Origin of the sequence: Lysinibacillus sp. NPDC097214, assembly GCF_050277945.1 — a bacterium.
Classification (GTDB): Bacteria; Bacillota; Bacilli; order Bacillales_A; family Planococcaceae; genus Lysinibacillus; species Lysinibacillus xylanilyticus_B.
Map to the genome: position 1 here is coordinate 1 of NZ_JBNNSS010000022.1, position 19,836 is coordinate 19,836.

Sequence of the window (19,836 nt, forward strand, 5' to 3'; positions counted from 1 at the left end):
TTTACATCTGAGGCACCTTGAATTTGTCCTAATTCTTCCTCTGTTAATTCACCAAAGCTTTTACCTGATGGGTGAACTGGTAAGCTGTTGAACTTTTCACGTACTGCTGGGTCCTTCCACGCTGCGATGATTTCTTCTCTCGTTACATTTGTGTTTGACATGTTTATATCTCCTTTGTTGGTTGTTTTTTTTTTATAAATAATTAGCACATTTTAATCGATGCAGTTAAGCCGATGATAACTCCTACACATAATGGCGTTGTTTCTGGCTTTACATCTGAGGCACCTTGAATTTGTCCTAATTCTTCCTCTGTTAATTCACCAAAGCTTTTACCTGATGGGTGAACTGGTAAGCTGTTGAACTTTTCACGTACTGCTGGGTCCTTCCACGCTGCGATGATTTCTTCTCTCGTTACATTTGTGTTTGACATGTTTATATCTCCTTTGTTGGTTGTTTTTTTAGCACATTTTAATCGATGCAGTTAAGCCGATGATAACTCCTACACATAATGGCGTTGTTTCTGGCTTTACATCTGAGGCACCTTGAATTTGTCCTAATTCTTCCTCTGTTAATTCACCGAAACTTTTACCTGATGGATGAACTGGTAAGCTGTTGAACTTCTCACGTACTGCTGGATCCTTCCACGCTGCGATGATTTCTTCTCTCGTTACATTTGTGTTTGACATATTTATATCTCCTTTGTTGGTTGTTTTTTTATAAATAATTAGCACATTTTAATCGATGCAGTTAAGCCGATGATAACTCCTACACATAATGGCGTTGTTTCTGGCTTTACATCTGAGGCACCTTGAATTTGCCCTAATTCTTCCTCTGTTAATTCACCGAAACTTTTACCTGATGGGTGAACTGGTAAGCTATTGAACTTTTCACGTACTGCTGGATCCTTCCACGCTGCGATGATTTCTTCTCTCGTTACATTTGTGTTTGACATGTTTATATCTCCTTTGTTGGTTGTTTTTTTATAAATAATTAGCACATTTTAATGGATGCAGTTAAGCCGATGATAACTCCTACACATAATGGCGTTGTTTCTGGTTTTACATCTGAGGCACCTTGAATTTGTCCTAATTCTTCCTCTGTTAATTCACCAAAGCTTTTACCTGATGGGTGAACTGGTAAGCTGTTGAACTTTTCACGTACTGCTGGATCCTTCCACGCTGCGATGATTTCTTCTCTCGTTACATTTGTGTTTGACATGTTTATATCTCCTTTGTTGGTTGTTTTTTTTTATAAATAATTAGCACATTTTAATCGATGCAGTTAAGCCGATAATAACTCCTACACATAATGGCGTTGTTTCTGGCTTTACATCTGAGGCACCTTGAATTTGTCCTAATTCTTCCTCTGTTAATTCACCAAAGCTTTTACCTGATGGGTGAACTGGTAAGCTGTTGAACTTCTCACGTACTGCTGGATCCTTCCACGCTGCGATGATTTCTTCTCTCGTTACATTTGCGTTTGACATGTTTATATCCCCTTTGTTTTTTATTTACAAAAATTTACTGATACAACAGTTGCGATGATAGTGGCCCCTGCAAAACATAATGGTGTTGTTTCTGGATTGACATCTGATGCACCTTGAATATCTGCTAATTCTTCTTCTGTTAACTCACCAAAACTTTTCCCTGATGGGTGGATTGGTACGTTTTTGAACTTTTCACGTACTGCTGGATCCTTCCACGCTGCGATGATTTCTTCTTTCGTCATGTTTGTATTTGACATGTTCATATCTCCCTTTCTGTTTGTATTTTTATTTCATGAAATTTAGCAAATTTTGATTGTGATAGGTACAACAGTGATTACAGGAAGGCAAACCGGACTTGTTTCTGGTTTTACATCCGATGCACCTTGTATTTGTGCTAACTCTTCCTCTGTTAATTCACCGAAACTTTTGCCTGATGGGTGTACGGGTAAGCTGTTGAGCTTTTCACGTGCTTCCGGGTCTTTCCACGCTGCGATAATGTCTTCTTTTGATATGTTTGTGTTTGACATGTTCATATCTCCTTTGTTTTTACTTAATTAGCAAAGTTTTATTGATTTTACAATGAGGAAATCCCCCAAATAAGGAGTTGTCTCAGGTTTTACATCTCCCGCACCTTGAATTTGTGCTAATTCTTCCTCCGTTAATTCACCGAGAGTTTTACCTGATGGGTGAACTGGTAAGCTGTTGAACTTTTCACGTGCTTCTGGATCCTTCCACGCTGCGATGATTTCTTCTTTTGTTACGTTTGTATTTGACACTTTTATATCTCTCCTTCATTTCGATTGATCTTTTTTGTTAAAAATTAACATTTTATAATTGTTGATATTGGTGTAGGGTTGGTAGTTATAAGGTTTGTATTAGTATTTGGAAATATCGTTGGATATACAAAACCTGATGCACCTTGAATTTGTGTTAACTCTTCCTCCGTTAATTCACCAAAACTTTTACCTGATGGGTGGACTGGTAAGCTGTTGAATTTTTCACGAGCTTCCGGATCCTTCCACGCTGCGATGATTTCTTCTTTTGTTAGGTTTGTATTAGACACTTTTATATCTCTCCTTCATTTTGATTGATTTTTTTGTGAAAAATTAACATTTTATAATTGTTGATATTGCTGTAGGGATGGTAGTATTATTTGGAAATACCGTTGGATATACTAAACCTGATGCACCTTGAATTTGTGCTAACTCTTCCTCTGTTAATTCACCAAAACTTTTGCCTGATGGGTGAACTGGTAAGCTGTTGAACTTTTCACGAGCTTCCGGATCCTTCCACGCTGCGATGATTTCTTCTTTTGTTAGGTTTGTATTAGACACTTTTATATCCCTCCTTCATTTTGATTGATCTTTTTATAAAAAATTAACATTTTATAATTATTGATACTGTTACAGGGTTGATAGTATTATTCGGAATTACTGTTGGATATATTAAACCTGATGCACCTTGAATTTGTGCTAACTCTTCCTCTGTTAATTCACCAAAACTCTTGCCTGATGGGTGAACTGTTAAGCTGTTGAGCTTTTCACGTGCTTCCGGATCCTTCCACGCTGCGATGATTTCTTCTTTTGTTAGGTTTGTGTTTGACATTTTCATATCCTCCTTTGTTTTTTGTTTTTTCGTTTTTAAATTTCTTTATTGTTTCTTACAATATTTACTATAAATCATCTTAAAAATTGTGTGCACTTCGCAAAATTGCACACTTTTAAAAATTCAGAATCTTTTTCCTGGAGATAGATGCGTTTTAAATCTTTCATGTATTTCTTTATACAAAAAAGGCTTCCCAAGAACTTAATAAGCTTTTGAGAAGACCTTTTTATTCTAAGAACTATATGGATTTGATCGATGAATGGGTGTCAATGCTTCGTATAAATGCTCATTAGTCACATATAATGAAGCACCATGTACTACTTTCAACTCTTCTACTGACATCTTCTTTATATTTTCATTACTCGCATTTATCTTATGTGACTTATTTCGAAAAATATTAAATTTCATAATAACTCCTCCTATCGGTTAAATTGAATTAGTTGTTTAAATGTTAAGCTATCTGATTTTAAAACGCCTTTTGGATAGATTTTCGCTGCCATTGCTGCAAATAGAGCAATAAAGGAAATCATTACTAATAGCGAAACAACAATTTCGATTGGTGAGATCGTGTTATAGACAATACGAATCAGTACACTCATTGGTGCTGTAAATGGAATATAAGAAGTTATATTCGTCATCGTTCCTTCTGGCGAATCCATCACAAAGATCATTTCTACTGCTAAACTCGCCATTAATAAAATCATAATTGGCATCGATGCACTTGCTATATCATCCGGGCGGCTTATCATGGATCCAACAATCGCGAACAAAGTTGCATAGATAAAGTATCCAATGATAAAGAGAATAAGAATATACGCTGCCGTCCCCCATGTAATAGTTTCCATTACGGTTTGTACTAATGATCCTTCAGGAATTTCAAAAATACCTAAGTTTGCCCACAGTAGTAGGGCACCTATAAAAATAAATAATTGTGCTAAGCTTGCTAAACCAATGCCTAAAATTTTCCCATACATCATAGGGACTGGTGCCACTTTTGTAATCATGACTTCCATAACACGTGAAGATTTTTCAGATGCGATTGCCGTTGCAACGTTATTACCGTATATTGAAATAGCCATGAACATAATCGTTATTAATCCATATACAATGAACATTGCATTTGGTTCTGTTTCATATAATGATTGAATGTTGCTTTGGAGTGGAGTATTCAATTCTTGAAGGACACCCATGTCAATCGATTGTGTAGCAACAATTGACGCTACTTTCTTTTCTTTAATATAAGATTCTAACGGAAGTAGCACTTCATTATTTACTGTCGGCATATAGATATTCAATTGCATTAAATTCGTTTGATCTTCTAATACAAAGAATCCAGTTAATTCATCTGCTTTAATATCTTCTTTTAGATCTTCTATATTCGCTTCGTCTACTATTGTCCAGTTTCCGGCTAACCCTGTTAACTCTTTCTCAGATAATTCTAAAGATGTTTGATTGACAATTTTATAAGTTTCATCCGTACTGTCAGTATTAAAGACTTTCATAATTGATGGTGAGGCAAAGAGTAGCAAACTCAATGCTACTAAACCAATTGTCATATATAAATATGCTTTTGTTTTAACAGCCTCTTTGAAAACAGTGTTAAATACAATGCTAAAGTTTCGCATTTACGTCATCTCCTGTCCGTTCAATAAAGATTTCATGTAAACTTGGTTCTTTTAATGCAACTCCTTGCAGCTCAAATTTCTCATCAATCTCCTGAATAGTTTGATAAACCCTCTCGCTTCGTGGAATGCGCAATTTATAACGATTGTTTTCTTGTGTAAATGTATATTGTTTATGATCTAAGTAATCTTTAATATTATTTGTCGTTTCTAATTCTAAATAACGATAATCATAAGATTTTTTCACAGCTGATAATTGATCTGACACAATTAAATTCCCATCTTTTAAAATACAAATTTGGTTACAAAACGATTCAACTTGGTCCATTTGATGACTACAGAAAATAATCGTTTTCTTTTTAGCAATCAATTCTTTTACAACGTTTTTTAACATATCTGCATTGACAGGGTCTAATCCGCTGAAAGGTTCATCTAAAATAATAAACTCTGGATCATGTATAATCGCTGTAATTAATTGTACTTTTTGCTGATTCCCTTTAGATAATTGCTCTGTACACTTGGTTGCTGCATAAGAGATTCCAAGCTTTTCTAACCATTTTACGGCCTCTCTTTTAGCTTCTTTTTTATCCATTCCTTCTAACATACCGAAATAAATAATTTGATCTAAAACGTTCATTTTCGCATAAAGACCACGCTCTTCTGGTAGATAGCCTATTTTTAAGTTTTTCTTAGAAAAAGGCTTTCCTTTCCATAAAATTTGTCCACTATCTTTTGAAATTAGCTCTAGCATCATTCGAATAGTAGTTGTTTTTCCAGCTCCATTTCGACCTAGCATTCCTAAGATTTGACCTTCTTCTAATCGAATAGAAATATTGTTTACTACTTTTTTATTACCAAAGCTTTTATTTAAATTTTCAATTTTAAATGTCATAACGCACCTCTCCTAATTAACCATTTTTATGATAGCAATAGCAACGATGCCAATAATTAATCCACCTAAAAGACTTAAAACTTTTTTCATATTATTTTTCCTCCTTTATTGCTTTTAATGATCCATAAGCATTTACAATTCCTGCTCCTACTTCATGTCTAGGGGCATTTACTTTGCTTGCGCCTTCATATAAATATTTTTTAATTTGATTAACACTAGGTTTTTTATTATATTTTTCTTGATATTCCGCGATAATTAACGCTGCTACTGCACTAACTTTAGGAGCAGCTAAACTTGTGCCTATCATGAATTCATATCCATGCTCAAAACCTGCATATTGACTTAATTCAGACTGTGTTATGTTTAATGGATATGTTGTAATAGTCATTGCTTCTAACTGAATGTTCCCTAACGTTTTATAATCTTCACCATAATCTCCTGCCGGCGCTGCAATATTAACTTGAGGGCCGAAATTCGAATAGAATGCTAATTGATCTAATTTATTCGTTGCTGAGACTGTCACAACATCAGATAATCCACCACCTGGCAAATGTATCTGTACATCATCCGGTTCCCCAAGTTGCTCAGATAACTCTTTAGGATTACTCATGTTATAGCCATCTGTACCAGCAGAAGCAATTAAAATACTCCCTTCATGAATAGCGAATTTTGCAGCTCGTTGATACGCTTTAATAACAGCCTGATCCTCTTTATTTTTCAACGATTTATACGTTCCTAAGCTCAGGTTAATAACATCCATATCATCTTTGGCTGCTTCAACAATTGCTTCTACAATCCACATAGAATCGGCAACATCTGTATGAAATACCTTATATGGTACTAGCCCTACATTCGGTGCAACACCCTGTAAATTACCATTGGCGGCAATTATTCCGGCAACCATCGTTCCATGCCCTAAATAATCTTGTGTTGTCGTAATACCAGGTACAAAGCTTTTTCCAGGATCAACAATATTTGAAGCTAAATCCGGGTGATTAAAATCGATACCACTATCTACTACCGCCACTTTTACAGTATGATTTCCTTTTTCAATCCCATAACTCGCCCCGTTATTAGTAACACGGTTGATATCCCATCTCCAGGAATCATACAGTGAAGTCGTTTGTTCTTTAAAAGCTAGTGGAGCCATTGCTGTTTTTGTTTCAACTTCTATTTCTTGTTCTGGTCCACTCCATTCAATAAATGAATCATATTGATCTAATACGTAATTACTTGTGCCTCCCTCGACACTAAGCATCTGAATTTCTTCAATAAAATTGTATTCTAAAGACTTTTTTTCTAACGTCTCTATGATTTCCTCAATAGGTGCACTATCTTTTAAACCATATAATTGAGTTGTTTCTGCTGCTTTCGTTTCCTCATGTGATGTTGCAAAAAGTATTCCTAATGATAAAAGTAAACATTTAAACGACCATTTCTTCATTTTTTCCCTCCTCTAATTGTTGAGTCGTATAAAGTCGATAATAATATCCTTTTTTATTTAATAACTCTTGATGGTTTCCAATTTCTACAACTTCGCCTTTTTCCATAACGATAATCCGATCCACATCTCTTACAGTGCTTAATCGATGCGCAATTAAAATTTGAGTAGAATTTAAAGTTTTCAAATAATCTGTTATTTTCTTTTCAGAAACAGTATCTAATGCACTAGTAGCCTCGTCTAAAATCAAAATTGATGGATCTTGAGCAAGAGCACGTGCTAATATCATCCGTTGTCGCTGTCCACCTGAGAAGTTTATTCCGAATTCGGATACCGTCGTATGATAGTTTAACGGAAGCTTCATAATTTCTTCGTGAATGTTTGCCCTATATGCCGCTACTACAGCTTCTTCTAAAGGCATATCTTCTTTAGCTAATGCTATATTTTCATAAATTGTTTTATTAAATAGTCGGGCTTCTTGGAAAACTACCCCCATATTTTGTCTAAGTTGTCCTAATTCATATTCATTTATAGACTTTTGATCAACATAAACGTCTCCTTCGGTAGGCTTATAAAGACCCAATAAAATCTTAACTAATGTACTTTTGCCTGAACCAGATGCACCTACTATTGCAAGTCGTTCTCCAGGGTTTACTTTAAAAGAAATATTTTTAAGAGAATGGTCACTAAAGAAATTATGTTTATAAGAAACATTTTTTAATTCAATTTCTCCCTTGAGAGACAGATTCTCTTGAACTTCTCCTTGTTTTTCTTCTGTTCCGGTGATCACATCGTATAATTTTTGAATATACGTTCCTAAATATATAAGTTCGCCATAACTATTTCCTAAAGAGATAATTGGAGCAAGGAATGCTGTAGATAAAGCATTAAACGCTAAGACCATCCCTAGAGACATACTGCCATTTATCAATGCTTTCCCACTTAACCAAAGAAGTAAGACAGGCAATATAAATTGCAAAGCAGTAGCTATCGTATTAATAAACATTGTCCAAATAGATCGACGTTCTGCATACTTTATTTGCTTTTTAAATACTTTATGCCATTGTTCATAGACGCTTTTCTCCATGCCCATTACCTTAACGTCACCAATACCATTCAAACTTTCCGAAAGAATACCTTGAACTCTTGCCTGATGAGAAACTTCTTTTTCCGCTAATTTCCGTGATATCTTGGTACTCGATATTAATGTAACGAAAATAATAATACCTAAAGATAAAACCACACCCATTAGTTTCAGTGAATACGAAGCCATCATTGCAAGATAGGAAATTAATAAAACGACATCAATAAAAACTGTAATTGCTTTGGTTGATAATATCTGCCTAATATAAACATTCGAGTTAGCCCTAAATAACAATTCACCAGTAGAACGGTTTTCAAAAAATGAATATGTTAATTTCATTAATTTACTTACAAAGTCTGTCATTAAAGATTTATCTACTGCTGTTTGTAATTTAGCAATTAATATTCCTCGCAATCCTGAGAAAACGAAATAACCGCTAAATAATAGAAGAACGCCGTATCCTACTAAAGACAATAAATTTTGATCTTTCGGAACAAATAGCGTATCTGTCATCCATTGAATAAGCCATGGAACACCTAAAGCTATAACTTGAGCTATAAGTGATGTAAAAATAATTGCTGCCACTAACTTTTTACTTTTTAAAATATAGTTTAAGAAATAACGAACATGTGAAGTACCTTTTCTTAATTGGAAATCCTCATTAGGACTCAACGTTAAAGCAATTCCTGAATACTTACTTTCGAACTCCTTAAACGTTATACTCTTTCTTCCCTGAGCCGGATCAACAATAATTGCTTTTCTATTATTGATGCGTTCTAATACAACATAGTGTTTATTTTCCCAGTGCAAAATGGCTGGTAATTTTATATTTTTCAAATCCTCAGCGATTACTCTGTAACCTTCTGTATTCAGGTTATAACTCTCTGCAATCTTAGTAATTTGATACAGAGAGGTCCCTCCTTTAGAAACTCCATAAATTTCACGAAGTTCAGAAAGAGATATACAATGACCATGATAATTAAGTAACATCGCTAACGAGGCTAAACCACATTCACTATGATGCATTTGTTCAATATACGGAATTTTTTTCATATGTGCCCCTTCCTTCTAGATAACAACCTCCACATTATCCCAATTAGCATTTAACACCACTAAACCTTTTTGATATGCTAAAATACCAATTTGAACTCTAGATTGAATATTTAGCTTTTGCTTAATTGATGCTATTATTTCTCCTACTCTTCTGCGACTAATAAATAACGTCTTTGAAATTTCAACATCTTTCAGTCCTTGTGCTACTAAAGCTGCTACTTCAGATTCTCTTTGACTTAATTCAACTTTCATTCCTTCATAACACCTTCTTACTTTTTAGTTTTTTCACCGATAGATCTACAATCTCACTCCAAAACATGACGTTTATTTTAAAAACATTCGTTTAGGCAATCCCCCTTTGCATGTTTAATTTGTAATTATTTTCTGTTCGAATGCTTTCACAATGGATTCTATATAATTTGGTACTTTAAAATAGGTATTAATTCGATACAGTGACTGATCAATTTCTTCAGCCGATAGCTCTTGTGTACGTTGAATAAACTCAAATGAGTGTCCTATTGCTAATTCTTTTAGTATCTTTTTATCCATCTCTTTTAAAGAGACATCTGGTACATCAGGTACATTGCTTTTAAAGGATTCCAGCAATATTAAAAATTCCTCTAGACTTGTATTTTTAGTAACACTAAACCACCGTTCCTCATCTTTTAGATGATGGTAAACCTCACCCATCCTTGAATCCACAAGTAACATGATGTCTATTTCTGGACCCTCTAATTTCTTCAAACTATCAATTATCATCGTAAAATGCTGATTTGTTGTTTCGATTACTACAATATCAAGGCATTGTTCTTCAATTTTTTTCAGCAATGTTTGATTAAATATAGGAGTTTGAATTTGATAAGTATCTACTTGCCAAGTTGATCGCCTATCACGAATAGCTATTTGTAATGCTTCAAGAAATAAAGTAGACATTGAAACAATTAACACTTTCAAAACATCCCCCCCTTTCCGTCTGATAATTACCTTAACTACACTATACTTTTGTTTTTCTTGTTATTGTTTAAGTGCTCTCCAAAACTAAAAAACGACTCATCATTGCTCTTTTTTTATAAAAAAATACGCTCATGCAATCATGAGCGTATGCTTTCTTGATTAAAGGAGATCCCACCAAGAAATTGGCGTATTTACAATGTAAAAGAGATGCATTCAGACGATTCGAGACTGAGTGAATTCCTTTGTGCTTCCTGAACGTTTGTCCATATAAGGCAATCCTATTCTTCTGCTACTACTAAAAAAAACCAATAAAAAAACTACCCAGCAGATCATTTTTGGGTAGTGGTGATTGATGCAATATTTGCTTTTGTCACAGCAACTAAATCATCTAGCTGTAAGTGGATTTGCATGCCGATTTTTCCGGCACTTACAATAATACTTCCTTGCTCTTGCGCTGACGCATCGATGACAGTTGGATAAAGCTTCTTCATGCCAACTGGTGAGCATCCGCCTCGCACATAGCCTGTATAGCCAAGTAACTCCTTGACCGGGAGCATATCGATTTTTTTCTCTCCGATCACCTTTGCAGCTGCTTTTAAATCAAGCTCATCTGCTACTGGAATAACAAATACAAAAAGCTTTTGTGCACTTGCCTTTGCTACTAACGTTTTGAAAACACGAGAAACTGGGTGACCGATCTTTTCAGCAACTGAAATTCCGTCAACTTGGCCGTCACCAGTTTCATATTCAATTACGTCGAATTGTATTTTTTGTTGCTCCAATAATCTGATAGCATTTGTTTTCGCATGCTTTGCCTTCGCCATTAAAAAACCCCCATCTGCAGCATTAGGCTATCATGGTGAACATAGGATTTGTTCCTGGAAGATAGCCGTTTTTCGCCATTTGAATATGAGTGGCATATTTTTCAGAAGCGTATTTAAATGTTCGCACCTTGTATGCCTCCGCATAACTCTTACCGAAAATTGTATCTACAAATGGATCCAATTTCAATTCCTTCGAAAAACGTTCTGGTACGTTGACTTCAATACCTTCACTTACAAAAGCAGGCTCACTGTCATCTAGTACACTTTCATCTACCTCTTGACCATTTAATTGCGCTTGCATGTGCTGTATTTGAGCATTTGCACTTGCCGCTACACGTAAATCCTGTGGTGATAGCTGCGCGGGTACTAGCGCTGTATTTCGCACCTGCTCTAAAATTTGTAACGTTTCCTTGGCATTTGCATCATCTACTATAGAGGCTTCCACATCTACACGCTCTAGCTGTGAATATTGCTTTTGCTCATGTGCGAGCACATTTTTCGTTTGTTGCAAATCTTGCATGATTGCTTGCTGCTGAGGCGAGACCTCTTTGGATTCCTCTTTTTGTTGCTCATAGAGTTCTTGATCTGTATGCCCTAAAAGTAAATTTTCTAGCTCAAGCAATATCGGATTTTTCTTTGGTTGGAAATACAGTGCGTTTTTTCGATAGGCATCACCTACTTGTTTTCGCTGTAAAATCTTTTTACGATTATATTGTGATGTCATTCTTTCTTGTTCTATTAAACTTGATAGTTTCATATGATTCACCTCGGCTTTCTAATTTAATATGCAAGTTAAATAATAGATATGATAATTTCTTCTATTAACTTTATCTATTCCTCCAGAATAGTTTCTGTACCCTAATTATCGGAATTTTCTTTATTAAATTCAAGAGTTAATTAATACTAAGCTCCTAAAGGAATATGTCACTTTCAACAAAATAGATACAAAGAACCAGCAAAACCCCCGATATTATATTCATTTAGTATTTCAATATTCTATTTCAATAAATTTGGATCATCAGCAAAACGTGTGGTTGATTTCCGTTCCGACTGGGCGCTTTGTCGCTGCCACTTCGCTTTCGCGCAGAAGACATCCGCTTCGCTGCAGGGTTTCAGGCCAGCACCGATGTTGGTCACGAAGGCGTTATCACAGGATGTGATGTTTTTAGCCTTCGTTCCTCTATTGCTGATCCCCAACGAGTCGCCCAACCTTCACTCCAATCAACTTATTTACATAGTAGACTTTAACAAAAACATCCACAACTTTTGGTGATGAACCATAAATTTGTTATCATTTTATAAATAGTGTTAACTCACCACAAAAAAACAGCCCTTTAGCAAGGACTGTTTCTATTATTTTTTAGGCTTAATAAGTATACTTTTATAGGCTAGGTAACCAAGCCATGCTCCAAGTGTATTTAAAATTAAATCATCAATATCTGCCGACCCAACCCTAAAAATAAACTGGATAGTTTCTACCGTTAGACTAGAGAAAAAGCCTATACAAATAACGATCCAAGCTTGACGACACTTTTTAGATAATAGTGGTAGTAAAAAGCCCATTGGGGTAAATATTAATAAATTGCCGAGTAAATTAATAATGATGATATCCAAATTAAAATACTGTGAGTAATGTATATAGCGAAGAATTGTATCAAAGGGAATAAAATTTGTCGTTAATCGCCAGTTACTATAATCAAACAGCCCTAATTCACCAAGAGAATATTCGCCATTGAACAACATAACGACTACATTCACTAGACGATCAATAACCAGTTTATAAAAAGCTATGATAGAGTAGATACAAAAAAAGAGCCACCCTGTTATCTTTATCGGTAAATAATATGTATCTATCAATGCACGATATGGTAATGGTAGCTTGGCATTACCCTGTATATTATTTTTTGCCACGCCTATACCACCTACTTCCCTATATCCTCACATCATTTTAATATGCACTACTTCCCTAAGCAAGTGGTAATAATAAGATGGGTAAAGCGTTTTAATCGAAAATTGTGCAACCTTCTTCCCTATACTATACGTCCGTCCGGGTTCTGTTTTGAAGTACAAAAAGCAAAATCGCAGGTTAAAAAGACAATTAATTAGCATATCAAAAGGTACTGCGAATTCGCAGTACCTTTTTTGTACAACTTGGTTTGATATTTCGTGAATCAAAAGTTAACTAAAGCACCCCGTTAGTTGAAGAAGAAATAGTCATTCTCCCCTTTGAAGAAAAGTCTCTTATGTTTAAAATTGGTTATAATTTTATTCCACTCTTTCTAGATAACCATTCTTCAAATTGGCTTAAGGATTCAATATTATCGTTTATAACTGATTGATAAATATCTACACTAAAAAATGCCTTGCGATATTTAGGATGACTATGCAATTGTTTTTTTAATTCCAATATTGATTTTCTTTTAATGTCATCAAGTTGAATTTTTATTTCTTCTACATCATTTTGTTTTTTCTTAACTTCTTCTGAACCAATAGCCCAAATATCAATTTTCCATTGGTGTCCAAATAAGTTTGTATGTACTCCCCAAAATAGCCCATTTGGTAAATGTGGTGTTTTCCCAATTAACTCATTTCTAAAACTCATTTTTGTTGGTTTTAATTTAATTGAAATTTCTTTCCCTAACTCGAAAAAATTGTCATTATTACTTGTGTCTGTTTCAAGGTAAATATCTAAATCTCTCCACGTCATCAACTTTAACGAATAACTACCACTTACTTGAGGATTACCGTACTTTTTTAAGGCATCGTACAATCCTAATTTGTATAGAATTTCGTTTGCCTCGTCTAATATATCTGAGTTCAATTTTTCTAAATCTATACTCAAGCTAACACCTCCAATGAATTTCTAGTATTTGTAACGGGTTATAATGTTTTGTAATTTTTCGTATGTCAGTTATTTGAATAAGTAAGGGTTTTAATCATTAAATTAGCACCCAGAATTGCACATATCTATGTATTCTAGTAGTTGAGATAATAATCCTTCTTCAACTAAACTGCCCCGTTAGCCATCCATGAAGCGCAAAAATAAGCTCTTCACCACAGAAAATGAAAGATAATTAAGTTCTTTCATGGGAGTTGAATATAGTTCCTTGCCATTTAAATTATCACTCCAACTAATTCGTGCGAAAAAAAGATTATGTATTCGCATCGTTATAGAACTTTCTATAATGTAACTTTATTTATGCGATTTGATATACCATTTCGTATGAAAATTGTTAAAAAGTCGCTTTATATCAATAAAAAAAGGATATCCAAATCATTGCGATTTGATATCCTTTTTATAGTGTTTTTTAGAGTTTTGTACTCGAAAACAGAACCCGTTACGAAATTCGCTCCTTTTTCAATTAACCCCATTTAAATATCATACGCACACAAAGGCGGTTCTTGGATAAGTTCCAAAATGGAATGGTCAAATTTAAGATTGCTCCAACAGAGACAATTTGAAAGTTTTCAGAATCACTTAGATAATCATCATCTTCATAGCGAGTAAAGCAAAATGAAATTAACTTGGTATGTTTTATTACCCGGCTGTCTTCTATCTATTTAATTTCCGATCGATTTGTTTTTCATTTACATAGTTTAAGTATTCTTGAGCTTTAATGAACTTCTCTTGTAACTCTGCAGGAATTGAAGCGACATCCGGAGCACTTGTTACTCCTAATTGTGCCATAGTCGTTTCATAGTCTAATAAGGCTTGAATGTATTGATCATACTCTTCAGCTGTTAAAACCTCTTTGCTTGATGGTTGTCCGTTTAATTTATCAAAAAATGGTTGAACTTCGGACAACGCTACTTTAATTTCTTCTAATTGTTCTGCCGGGAGATGAGAATAATCGATGTTTCCATTTTCATCACCATATTCAATTTTTGCGCTTGTGAATACACTTAATAAATTTTTAAATTGTTTAAACTCTTCTTTTCCTAGGTCGCCTTTCGCTTGATCTAGCTTTGCATTAAATAATAAGTAACTTTCCATCGTAATATTTAGCGCATGTTTTTTTAAATTATCAAATGAACCATATAAATCATCGGCAAGTAATGCTTGATAAGCAAATGCACCCGTTGGAATCATTAAACAAGCAGAAATAACAGCTATAGCCAATCGTTTTTTTACAAAACGATTCAGTTTGCCACCCATTTCAGACTTCGCTTTATTAATTCCCAATTTACTTCTATCATGAACCTCTACAGGTATTTCTATTTTTGAAAGCTCTTGCTTAAGATGATTATCCATAGTTACCTACCTCCTTTAAATTTTGACGAAGCTTGCCCAAAGCACGGTATAGGACAGATTTTACGGTTCCAAGCGGGATATCTAATATTTCTGAAATTTCCTTCAATGTACGATCATCGTAATATTTTAGTAAAATGACACTCTTTTCATCCTCTTTTAAAGTATCAATCAGTTCGTGTAAAGATACAGTAAGTGCAATATCTTCATCTTCTGACCCAATAAACACTTCAAAGTTTGAATTTAGTGGAATTACCTTTTTGTTTTTATTGATTAGGTTCAACGCACAATTAATCGTAATTTTCATGAGCCAAGTCTTAAAATATTCTGTCTTTTTCAATGTACTGATTTTCTTAAATGACTGATAGGCCACTTCTTGAACGAGATCTAATGCATCTTCTTTATTTTTCACATAGACATAAGCCATTCTATAAATATCTGTTTCGTACTGTTGGAAAAGCAATAAGTAGGCTTTATCATCACCTTTTTGTGCTTTCTTTACTAAACGTTCAAGTTTAATCTTAATCCCTCCTTTCGTTTTGGTTTTCATCTATTAGACAAGCGGTAAGGTGATTTGGCTTAAATTTTTTTAATTAATTTTATGTAATGTGCTTTTGGAAGGTGTAATGATGTACACTTTATCAAAATAACACATAACTAAAATCGATAGTTTCAAATGCTGTTTACTGGACAGCAGCCTCTTGCTAGTAGGTATGCAAATTATGCTATTAATTTATCTACTAAAAGCCGTAAGAACCCTTATATATCAATAAATAAAAGAAGTCCAATTCATATGCGAATCGGACTTCTTTTTATATTTCTATTTACTTTTTTGTACTCATCAACTGAACCCGTTACAATGAGAGCTTTTTTTCATTTATACTGGATTTACTCCATGTTTACGCTCCGAGAATAATAAATATTTTGACATATAAAGCTCTAAACGTGATTCAAGTGTTTTTCTTAAATCATTTGGCTCAATAACATCGTCAATGATAAGCTCTGAAGCTAGACGATAGACATCGATTTCCTCTTGATATTCTTTGCGTTTCTCTGCAATAAAACTTGCCTGCTCCTCTTTTGGAAGTTCAGCAATTTTATTGGCATAGACTGCGTTAACTGCAGCTTCAGGTCCCATTACAGCAATTTGTGCATTGGATAATGCAATACAGCAGTCTGGCTCAAAAGCTGGACCTGCCATTGCATACAGTCCTGCACCATATGCTTTTCGAACAATGACCGTTAATTTAGGAACGGTTGCCTCACTCATTGCAAAAATCATTTTCGCACCATGGCGTATAATCCCTGCTTTTTCAACCTGCGTACCAATCATAAAGCCTGGTACATCGGCAAGGAAAAGAAGTGGAATATTAAACGCATCACAAAGTGAAATGAACTTTGCCGCTTTATCAGCTGAATCGTGGAACAAAACGCCTCCCTTAACGCGCGGTTGATTGGCGATAATTCCAACGGATTGCCCATTAATGCGTCCAAGCCCTGTAATTAATTCTGGAGCGAATAATTTTTTCACTTCACAGAACGAATCTTCATCAATAATGCGTTCAATTAGCTTATACATATCAAAAGGAACGTTTTGATTTTTCGGTATTAGCTCATCAATCGATTTCTCAAATGAAGCTGGTGGTTTTGGAGCCTCTACCTTCCCGCGCTCTGCAAAGTTGTTCGGGAAATAGCTCAAATATTTACGAGCATAGGAAATGGCTTCCTGCTCTGTTTTAGCCAGCACATCTCCACAACCGGAAACAGAACAGTGCATTTTCGCTCCACCCATAGTTTCCAAATCTACCTTCTCACCTATAACCATTTCCGCCATACGTGGAGATCCTAAATACATCGATGCATTGCCCTCTACCATGACTACGATATCGCAGAATGCAGGGATATAGGCACCACCTGCCGCGGAAGGTCCAAATAATAAGCATATTTGAGGGATTTTACCTGAAAGCTTTACCTGATTATAGAAAATTCGTCCTGCTCCTCTACGACCAGGGAACATTTCTAATTGGTCAGTAATACGTGCACCTGCTGAATCGACTAGATACAGTAATGGGCAATTTAGCTTTTCAGCTGTTTCTTGGATACGAATCATTTTTTCTACTGTACGTTTTCCCCAAGAGCCAGCTTTAATCGTCGAATCATTTGCTAAAACACAAACAGTACGACCATGGATTTTACCGATTCCTGTGATAACGCCATCTGCTGGTAGGTCACCTGCTAAGCAGTTCGCATACAGGCCATCTTCTGATTGAAGTCCATCATCTAATAATAATTCGAGTCGTTCACGTACAAATAGCTTTCCTTGTTGTGCATTTTTATCGTGATATTTTGGCAGGCCACCTGTTAAAATTTGTTCCTTCATTGTTTTAGTCGTATTTTCTGTCGGTACATTGCTCATCGTTAATTCCTCCTTTTGCCCAAACGGTTACGCCTCAGCATAAATAATTAATCATATACCTAGATGTCGGTTCATCATCATAGCGTGGGGTTGATTTCCGTTCCGACTGGGCGCTTTCCTGGGGGCGTCCGATGAGCCGCTTCGCTTCGCTGCAGGGTCTCATCTGTGACGCTGATCCCCGAGGAGTCGCCCAGTCTCCACTCCAATCAACTTATATGCATTGCATATGTTTTAACAAAATGTCACCCCAAACTTCCGATGATGGACCAAAATCTATTATCAGGTCTTTATTTTCCTACATATTGCGGTGTTCGCTTTTCCTGGAAAGCAAGTAAGCCCTCTAATCGATCTTCTGTAGGAATCAGAGCATTATATGCAAGGGATTCGATCTTTAAACCAGTAGCTAAATCGACTTCAACTCCTTGATTCATGGCGATTTTCGCCTGTACTAAAGAAAGTGGAGCATTTTTTGCCATTTCTAGTGCAAGCTGCTGTGCCTTTTCAAGTACTTCATGTCCTTCATGAACATACTCTACAATGCCGTAGCTTCTCGCTTCCTCTGCATTTAAACGACGTGCTGTATAAATTAATTCTTTCGCTTTACCAAGGCCTATTAGTCGAGGAAGTCGTTGTGTCCCTCCTGCCCCCGGGATGATGCCGAGAGATGTTTCTGTAAGGCCAATCTTGGCATGGGCAGCTGCCAGACGTAAATCACATGCTAACGCTAGCTCGAGTCCGCCACCAAAAGCAACGCCATTTAGTACGGCGATAACTGGTTGAGCGAGTGCTTCTACTTTGGCCACCGTTGCTCCGATTAATTGCACAATCTGCTTTACTTGTCGGTCTGGCATCCCTTTACGCTCTTTTAAATCTGCTCCTGCGCAAAAGGCTTTTTCTCCCGCTCCTGTTAGTAAGACGACTCGCACTGCTGGATCACCATTTATGTTGTCGAGTGTCGTGCTAAGTTCTTGGAGTAATTGTACAGACATCGCATTTGCAGCTTCAGGTCTAGAAAGGGTAATAAGCCCAATGCAATCATCTAATAATTCAAAACGAACGAGTTGCGTCATATTTGGCTCGCACTCCTCTCATTACGGGCAATCGCCATTTGTTTAGAGGCAACGGCCTTCCCTAGTTTCTGTTCAATAAACAGCGCAGCCTCTAGCACTTTATTCAGTTCTACACCCGTTTTAATACCCATCCCATCTAATAAATACAATAAATCTTCCGTAGCCACATTACCTGATGCTCCTTTGGCATATGGACAGCCCCCAAGTCCACCAAGGGCACTATCAAACTTCGTAATGCCCATTTCTAAAGATTTAACGATATTTGCTAGCGCTGTGCCACGTGTATCATGAAAATGCATCGCAAAATTTTCTACAGGGTATCTTTTTAATAATTCTTCCAAAAGATTTTCCACCTGTGTCGGTACACCTACACCAATCGTGTCACCAAGCGAAATTTCATCGACACCCATTTCCAATAATTTTTCTGTTACTCGCAAAACCTTATCTGGTTGTATGTAACCTTCATACGGGCACCCAATCACCGTTGAGATATAGCCCCGTACGTTTTTATGCGCTGCCTTTGCCCCGTTCACAACTTCCTGTAATATCGGAAATGTTTCATCGATTGATTTATTAATATTACTTTGGTTATGACTTTCACTTGCCGACATAAAAACGCTCACTTCGTCTACTTCAGCCTGCAATGCACGTTCTAAGCCACGTATGTTCGGTACTAGTGCCGCATACGTGATATCTTTTTGGCGTTTAATGGCTTGAAGAACCTCCACTGCATCAGCCAGCTGTGGAATCCACTTCGGATGTACAAAAGACGTTACCTCGATATAATTCAATCCAGTTTGACTAAGTAAATTCACTAGCTGTACTTTATCGGCAGTTGCAATATGCGTTTTCTCATTTTGCAAACCGTCACGAGGACCTACTTCCTTTAACGTTACATGCTTTGGTAGCTGCATCAAGAAGCCTCCTTATTCGATTTCTAAAATATCGTCATCTACGTTAATGAAATCCCCTTCGTTCGCAATGATTTTTGTAACCACGCCATCTTCTTCTGCTGCAATAGGAATCTCCATTTTCATCGACTCTAAAATTGCCACATCTTGTCCTGCAGTCACTTTCTCGCCCTCTGCTACAACGATTTTCCATACTGTTCCTGCCATGCTCGCTTTAACTGTTGCCATT

The 19,836-nt window shown here is 35.9% G+C and carries 29 protein-coding genes; all 29 read right to left on the reverse strand.

The genetic code is table 11. The features are described 5' to 3' along the window. On the reverse strand, positions 1-161 hold a 161-nt coding region (locus ACQKMI_RS24730; RefSeq protein WP_427493242.1), incomplete at its 3' end, for a mersacidin/lichenicidin family type 2 lantibiotic. Between the two features lie 41 nt (positions 162-202). Then, positions 203-430, reverse strand: coding sequence for a mersacidin family lantibiotic (locus ACQKMI_RS24735; RefSeq protein WP_427493190.1), 228 nt, complete (start codon positions 428-430; stop codon positions 203-205). A 28-nt stretch (positions 431-458) separates the two neighbouring features. Further along, positions 459-686 (reverse strand): mersacidin family lantibiotic, encoded by a 228-nt coding sequence (locus tag ACQKMI_RS24740; protein ID WP_427493190.1) that lies wholly within the window; start codon positions 684-686, stop codon positions 459-461. A 38-nt stretch (positions 687-724) separates the two neighbouring features. Further along, on the reverse strand, positions 725-952 hold the full coding sequence (locus ACQKMI_RS24745) for a mersacidin family lantibiotic (protein ID WP_427493190.1): 228 nt from the start codon (positions 950-952) through the stop codon (positions 725-727). A gap of 38 nt (positions 953-990) precedes the next feature. Further along, a complete protein-coding gene (locus tag ACQKMI_RS24750) occupies positions 991-1,218 on the reverse strand; it encodes a mersacidin family lantibiotic (RefSeq protein WP_427493190.1) in 228 nt (75 codons plus the stop codon). Positions 1,219-1,258: 40 nt separating this feature from the next. Further along, positions 1,259-1,486 (reverse strand): mersacidin family lantibiotic, encoded by a 228-nt coding sequence (locus ACQKMI_RS24755; RefSeq protein WP_427493192.1) that lies wholly within the window; start codon positions 1,484-1,486, stop codon positions 1,259-1,261. Positions 1,487-1,506: 20 nt separating this feature from the next. Beyond that, a complete protein-coding gene (locus ACQKMI_RS24760; protein WP_427493194.1) occupies positions 1,507-1,743 on the reverse strand; it encodes a mersacidin family lantibiotic in 237 nt (78 codons plus the stop codon). A 42-nt stretch (positions 1,744-1,785) separates the two neighbouring features. Beyond that, positions 1,786-2,013, reverse strand: a complete 228-nt coding sequence (locus ACQKMI_RS24765; protein WP_427493196.1) for a mersacidin/lichenicidin family type 2 lantibiotic — start codon at positions 2,011-2,013, stop codon at positions 1,786-1,788. Between the two features lie 27 nt (positions 2,014-2,040). Next, positions 2,041-2,262 (reverse strand): mersacidin/lichenicidin family type 2 lantibiotic, encoded by a 222-nt coding sequence (locus tag ACQKMI_RS24770; protein WP_427493198.1) that lies wholly within the window; start codon positions 2,260-2,262, stop codon positions 2,041-2,043. A gap of 44 nt (positions 2,263-2,306) precedes the next feature. Then, positions 2,307-2,549 (reverse strand): mersacidin/lichenicidin family type 2 lantibiotic, encoded by a 243-nt coding sequence (locus tag ACQKMI_RS24775; RefSeq protein WP_427493200.1) that lies wholly within the window; start codon positions 2,547-2,549, stop codon positions 2,307-2,309. 43 nt (positions 2,550-2,592) lie between these two features. Next, on the reverse strand, positions 2,593-2,820 hold the full coding sequence (locus ACQKMI_RS24780; protein ID WP_427493202.1) for a mersacidin/lichenicidin family type 2 lantibiotic: 228 nt from the start codon (positions 2,818-2,820) through the stop codon (positions 2,593-2,595). A 43-nt stretch (positions 2,821-2,863) separates the two neighbouring features. Next, a complete protein-coding gene (locus tag ACQKMI_RS24785) occupies positions 2,864-3,091 on the reverse strand; it encodes a mersacidin/lichenicidin family type 2 lantibiotic (protein WP_427493204.1) in 228 nt (75 codons plus the stop codon). Positions 3,092-3,322: 231 nt separating this feature from the next. After that, positions 3,323-3,499 (reverse strand): hypothetical protein, encoded by a 177-nt coding sequence (locus ACQKMI_RS24790; RefSeq protein ID WP_157804294.1) that lies wholly within the window; start codon positions 3,497-3,499, stop codon positions 3,323-3,325. A gap of 11 nt (positions 3,500-3,510) precedes the next feature. Further along, positions 3,511-4,716: an ABC transporter permease gene (locus tag ACQKMI_RS24795; protein WP_427493205.1), complete on the reverse strand. Its 1,206-nt coding sequence runs from the start codon at positions 4,714-4,716 to the stop codon at positions 3,511-3,513. Beyond that, positions 4,703-5,605, reverse strand: a complete 903-nt coding sequence (locus ACQKMI_RS24800) for an ABC transporter ATP-binding protein (RefSeq protein WP_427493207.1) — start codon at positions 5,603-5,605, stop codon at positions 4,703-4,705. The genes ACQKMI_RS24795 and ACQKMI_RS24800 overlap by 14 nt, the downstream gene beginning before the upstream one ends. A gap of 91 nt (positions 5,606-5,696) precedes the next feature. Next, positions 5,697-7,049: a S8 family serine peptidase gene (locus tag ACQKMI_RS24805; RefSeq protein ID WP_427493209.1), complete on the reverse strand. Its 1,353-nt coding sequence runs from the start codon at positions 7,047-7,049 to the stop codon at positions 5,697-5,699. Further along, complete coding sequence (locus ACQKMI_RS24810; RefSeq protein WP_427493211.1) at positions 7,030-9,183, reverse strand: peptidase domain-containing ABC transporter; 2,154 nt, start codon at positions 9,181-9,183, stop codon at positions 7,030-7,032. The genes ACQKMI_RS24805 and ACQKMI_RS24810 overlap by 20 nt, the downstream gene beginning before the upstream one ends. Positions 9,184-9,198: 15 nt before the next feature. Beyond that, entirely contained in the window at positions 9,199-9,435 is a 237-nt protein-coding gene (locus ACQKMI_RS24815; protein ID WP_323648908.1) for a helix-turn-helix transcriptional regulator, read from the reverse strand. 114 nt (positions 9,436-9,549) lie between these two features. After that, on the reverse strand, positions 9,550-10,131 hold the full coding sequence (locus ACQKMI_RS24820; protein WP_427493244.1) for a glycosidase: 582 nt from the start codon (positions 10,129-10,131) through the stop codon (positions 9,550-9,552). 335 nt (positions 10,132-10,466) lie between these two features. Further along, a complete protein-coding gene (gene ybaK, locus ACQKMI_RS24825; protein ID WP_427493214.1) occupies positions 10,467-10,961 on the reverse strand; it encodes a Cys-tRNA(Pro) deacylase in 495 nt (164 codons plus the stop codon). Between the two features lie 22 nt (positions 10,962-10,983). After that, on the reverse strand, positions 10,984-11,718 hold the full coding sequence (locus ACQKMI_RS24830) for a hypothetical protein (protein ID WP_427493216.1): 735 nt from the start codon (positions 11,716-11,718) through the stop codon (positions 10,984-10,986). A gap of 596 nt (positions 11,719-12,314) precedes the next feature. Continuing rightward, positions 12,315-12,872 carry a VanZ family protein gene (locus ACQKMI_RS24835; protein WP_427493218.1) on the reverse strand — a complete coding sequence of 186 codons (558 nt, stop codon included), beginning with the start codon at positions 12,870-12,872 and terminating at the stop codon, positions 12,315-12,317. A 346-nt stretch (positions 12,873-13,218) separates the two neighbouring features. Further along, a complete protein-coding gene (locus tag ACQKMI_RS24840) occupies positions 13,219-13,803 on the reverse strand; it encodes a hypothetical protein (RefSeq protein ID WP_427493220.1) in 585 nt (194 codons plus the stop codon). Between the two features lie 711 nt (positions 13,804-14,514). Continuing rightward, positions 14,515-15,213 (reverse strand): DUF3600 domain-containing protein, encoded by a 699-nt coding sequence (locus ACQKMI_RS24845; protein WP_427493222.1) that lies wholly within the window; start codon positions 15,211-15,213, stop codon positions 14,515-14,517. After that, complete coding sequence (locus tag ACQKMI_RS24850; RefSeq protein ID WP_427493224.1) at positions 15,206-15,760, reverse strand: sigma-70 family RNA polymerase sigma factor; 555 nt, start codon at positions 15,758-15,760, stop codon at positions 15,206-15,208. The genes ACQKMI_RS24845 and ACQKMI_RS24850 overlap by 8 nt, the downstream gene beginning before the upstream one ends. 327 nt (positions 15,761-16,087) lie before the next feature. Further along, the gene (locus tag ACQKMI_RS24855) at positions 16,088-17,626 is read right to left on the reverse strand and encodes an acyl-CoA carboxylase subunit beta (RefSeq protein WP_427493226.1); all 1,539 of its coding nucleotides are present in this window, start codon (positions 17,624-17,626) and stop codon (positions 16,088-16,090) included. A 287-nt stretch (positions 17,627-17,913) separates the two neighbouring features. Beyond that, positions 17,914-18,696 (reverse strand): enoyl-CoA hydratase, encoded by a 783-nt coding sequence (locus ACQKMI_RS24860; protein WP_427493227.1) that lies wholly within the window; start codon positions 18,694-18,696, stop codon positions 17,914-17,916. Then, positions 18,693-19,610 (reverse strand): hydroxymethylglutaryl-CoA lyase, encoded by a 918-nt coding sequence (locus ACQKMI_RS24865; protein WP_427493228.1) that lies wholly within the window; start codon positions 19,608-19,610, stop codon positions 18,693-18,695. The genes ACQKMI_RS24860 and ACQKMI_RS24865 overlap by 4 nt, the downstream gene beginning before the upstream one ends. A gap of 12 nt (positions 19,611-19,622) precedes the next feature. Next, positions 19,623-19,835 (reverse strand): acetyl-CoA carboxylase biotin carboxyl carrier protein subunit, encoded by a 213-nt coding sequence (locus ACQKMI_RS24870; protein WP_031418413.1) that lies wholly within the window; start codon positions 19,833-19,835, stop codon positions 19,623-19,625. Between the last annotated feature and the right edge of the window lies 1 nt (position 19,836).

What these genes read in the sequence shown, in the direction of transcription:
- ybaK (WP_427493214.1), bottom strand. Translation starts at nt 10,961, where the DNA reads ATGGCGAAGGCAAAGCATGCGAAAACAAATGCTATCAGATTATTGGAG.
- ACQKMI_RS24830 (WP_427493216.1), bottom strand. Translation starts at nt 11,718, where the DNA reads ATGAAACTATCAAGTTTAATAGAACAAGAAAGAATGACATCACAATAT.
- ACQKMI_RS24800 (WP_427493207.1), bottom strand. Translation starts at nt 5,605, where the DNA reads ATGACATTTAAAATTGAAAATTTAAATAAAAGCTTTGGTAATAAAAAA.
- ACQKMI_RS24805 (WP_427493209.1), bottom strand. Translation starts at nt 7,049, where the DNA reads ATGAAGAAATGGTCGTTTAAATGTTTACTTTTATCATTAGGAATACTT.
- ACQKMI_RS24855 (WP_427493226.1), bottom strand. Translation starts at nt 17,626, where the DNA reads ATGAGCAATGTACCGACAGAAAATACGACTAAAACAATGAAGGAACAA.
- ACQKMI_RS24860 (WP_427493227.1), bottom strand. Translation starts at nt 18,696, where the DNA reads ATGACGCAACTCGTTCGTTTTGAATTATTAGATGATTGCATTGGGCTT.
- ACQKMI_RS24815 (WP_323648908.1), bottom strand. Translation starts at nt 9,435, where the DNA reads ATGAAAGTTGAATTAAGTCAAAGAGAATCTGAAGTAGCAGCTTTAGTA.
- ACQKMI_RS24845 (WP_427493222.1), bottom strand. Translation starts at nt 15,213, where the DNA reads ATGGATAATCATCTTAAGCAAGAGCTTTCAAAAATAGAAATACCTGTA.
- ACQKMI_RS24865 (WP_427493228.1), bottom strand. Translation starts at nt 19,610, where the DNA reads ATGCAGCTACCAAAGCATGTAACGTTAAAGGAAGTAGGTCCTCGTGAC.
- ACQKMI_RS24760 (WP_427493194.1), bottom strand. Translation starts at nt 1,743, where the DNA reads ATGTCAAATACAAACATGACGAAAGAAGAAATCATCGCAGCGTGGAAG.
- ACQKMI_RS24755 (WP_427493192.1), bottom strand. Translation starts at nt 1,486, where the DNA reads ATGTCAAACGCAAATGTAACGAGAGAAGAAATCATCGCAGCGTGGAAG.
- ACQKMI_RS24870 (WP_031418413.1), bottom strand. Translation starts at nt 19,835, where the DNA reads ATGGCAACAGTTAAAGCGAGCATGGCAGGAACAGTATGGAAAATCGTT.
- ACQKMI_RS24735 (WP_427493190.1), bottom strand. Translation starts at nt 430, where the DNA reads ATGTCAAACACAAATGTAACGAGAGAAGAAATCATCGCAGCGTGGAAG.
- ACQKMI_RS24790 (WP_157804294.1), bottom strand. Translation starts at nt 3,499, where the DNA reads ATGAAATTTAATATTTTTCGAAATAAGTCACATAAGATAAATGCGAGT.
- ACQKMI_RS24745 (WP_427493190.1), bottom strand. Translation starts at nt 952, where the DNA reads ATGTCAAACACAAATGTAACGAGAGAAGAAATCATCGCAGCGTGGAAG.
- ACQKMI_RS24750 (WP_427493190.1), bottom strand. Translation starts at nt 1,218, where the DNA reads ATGTCAAACACAAATGTAACGAGAGAAGAAATCATCGCAGCGTGGAAG.
- ACQKMI_RS24850 (WP_427493224.1), bottom strand. Translation starts at nt 15,760, where the DNA reads ATGAAAACCAAAACGAAAGGAGGGATTAAGATTAAACTTGAACGTTTA.
- ACQKMI_RS24795 (WP_427493205.1), bottom strand. Translation starts at nt 4,716, where the DNA reads ATGCGAAACTTTAGCATTGTATTTAACACTGTTTTCAAAGAGGCTGTT.
- ACQKMI_RS24785 (WP_427493204.1), bottom strand. Translation starts at nt 3,091, where the DNA reads ATGTCAAACACAAACCTAACAAAAGAAGAAATCATCGCAGCGTGGAAG.
- ACQKMI_RS24740 (WP_427493190.1), bottom strand. Translation starts at nt 686, where the DNA reads ATGTCAAACACAAATGTAACGAGAGAAGAAATCATCGCAGCGTGGAAG.
- ACQKMI_RS24810 (WP_427493211.1), bottom strand. Translation starts at nt 9,183, where the DNA reads ATGAAAAAAATTCCGTATATTGAACAAATGCATCATAGTGAATGTGGT.
- ACQKMI_RS24765 (WP_427493196.1), bottom strand. Translation starts at nt 2,013, where the DNA reads ATGTCAAACACAAACATATCAAAAGAAGACATTATCGCAGCGTGGAAA.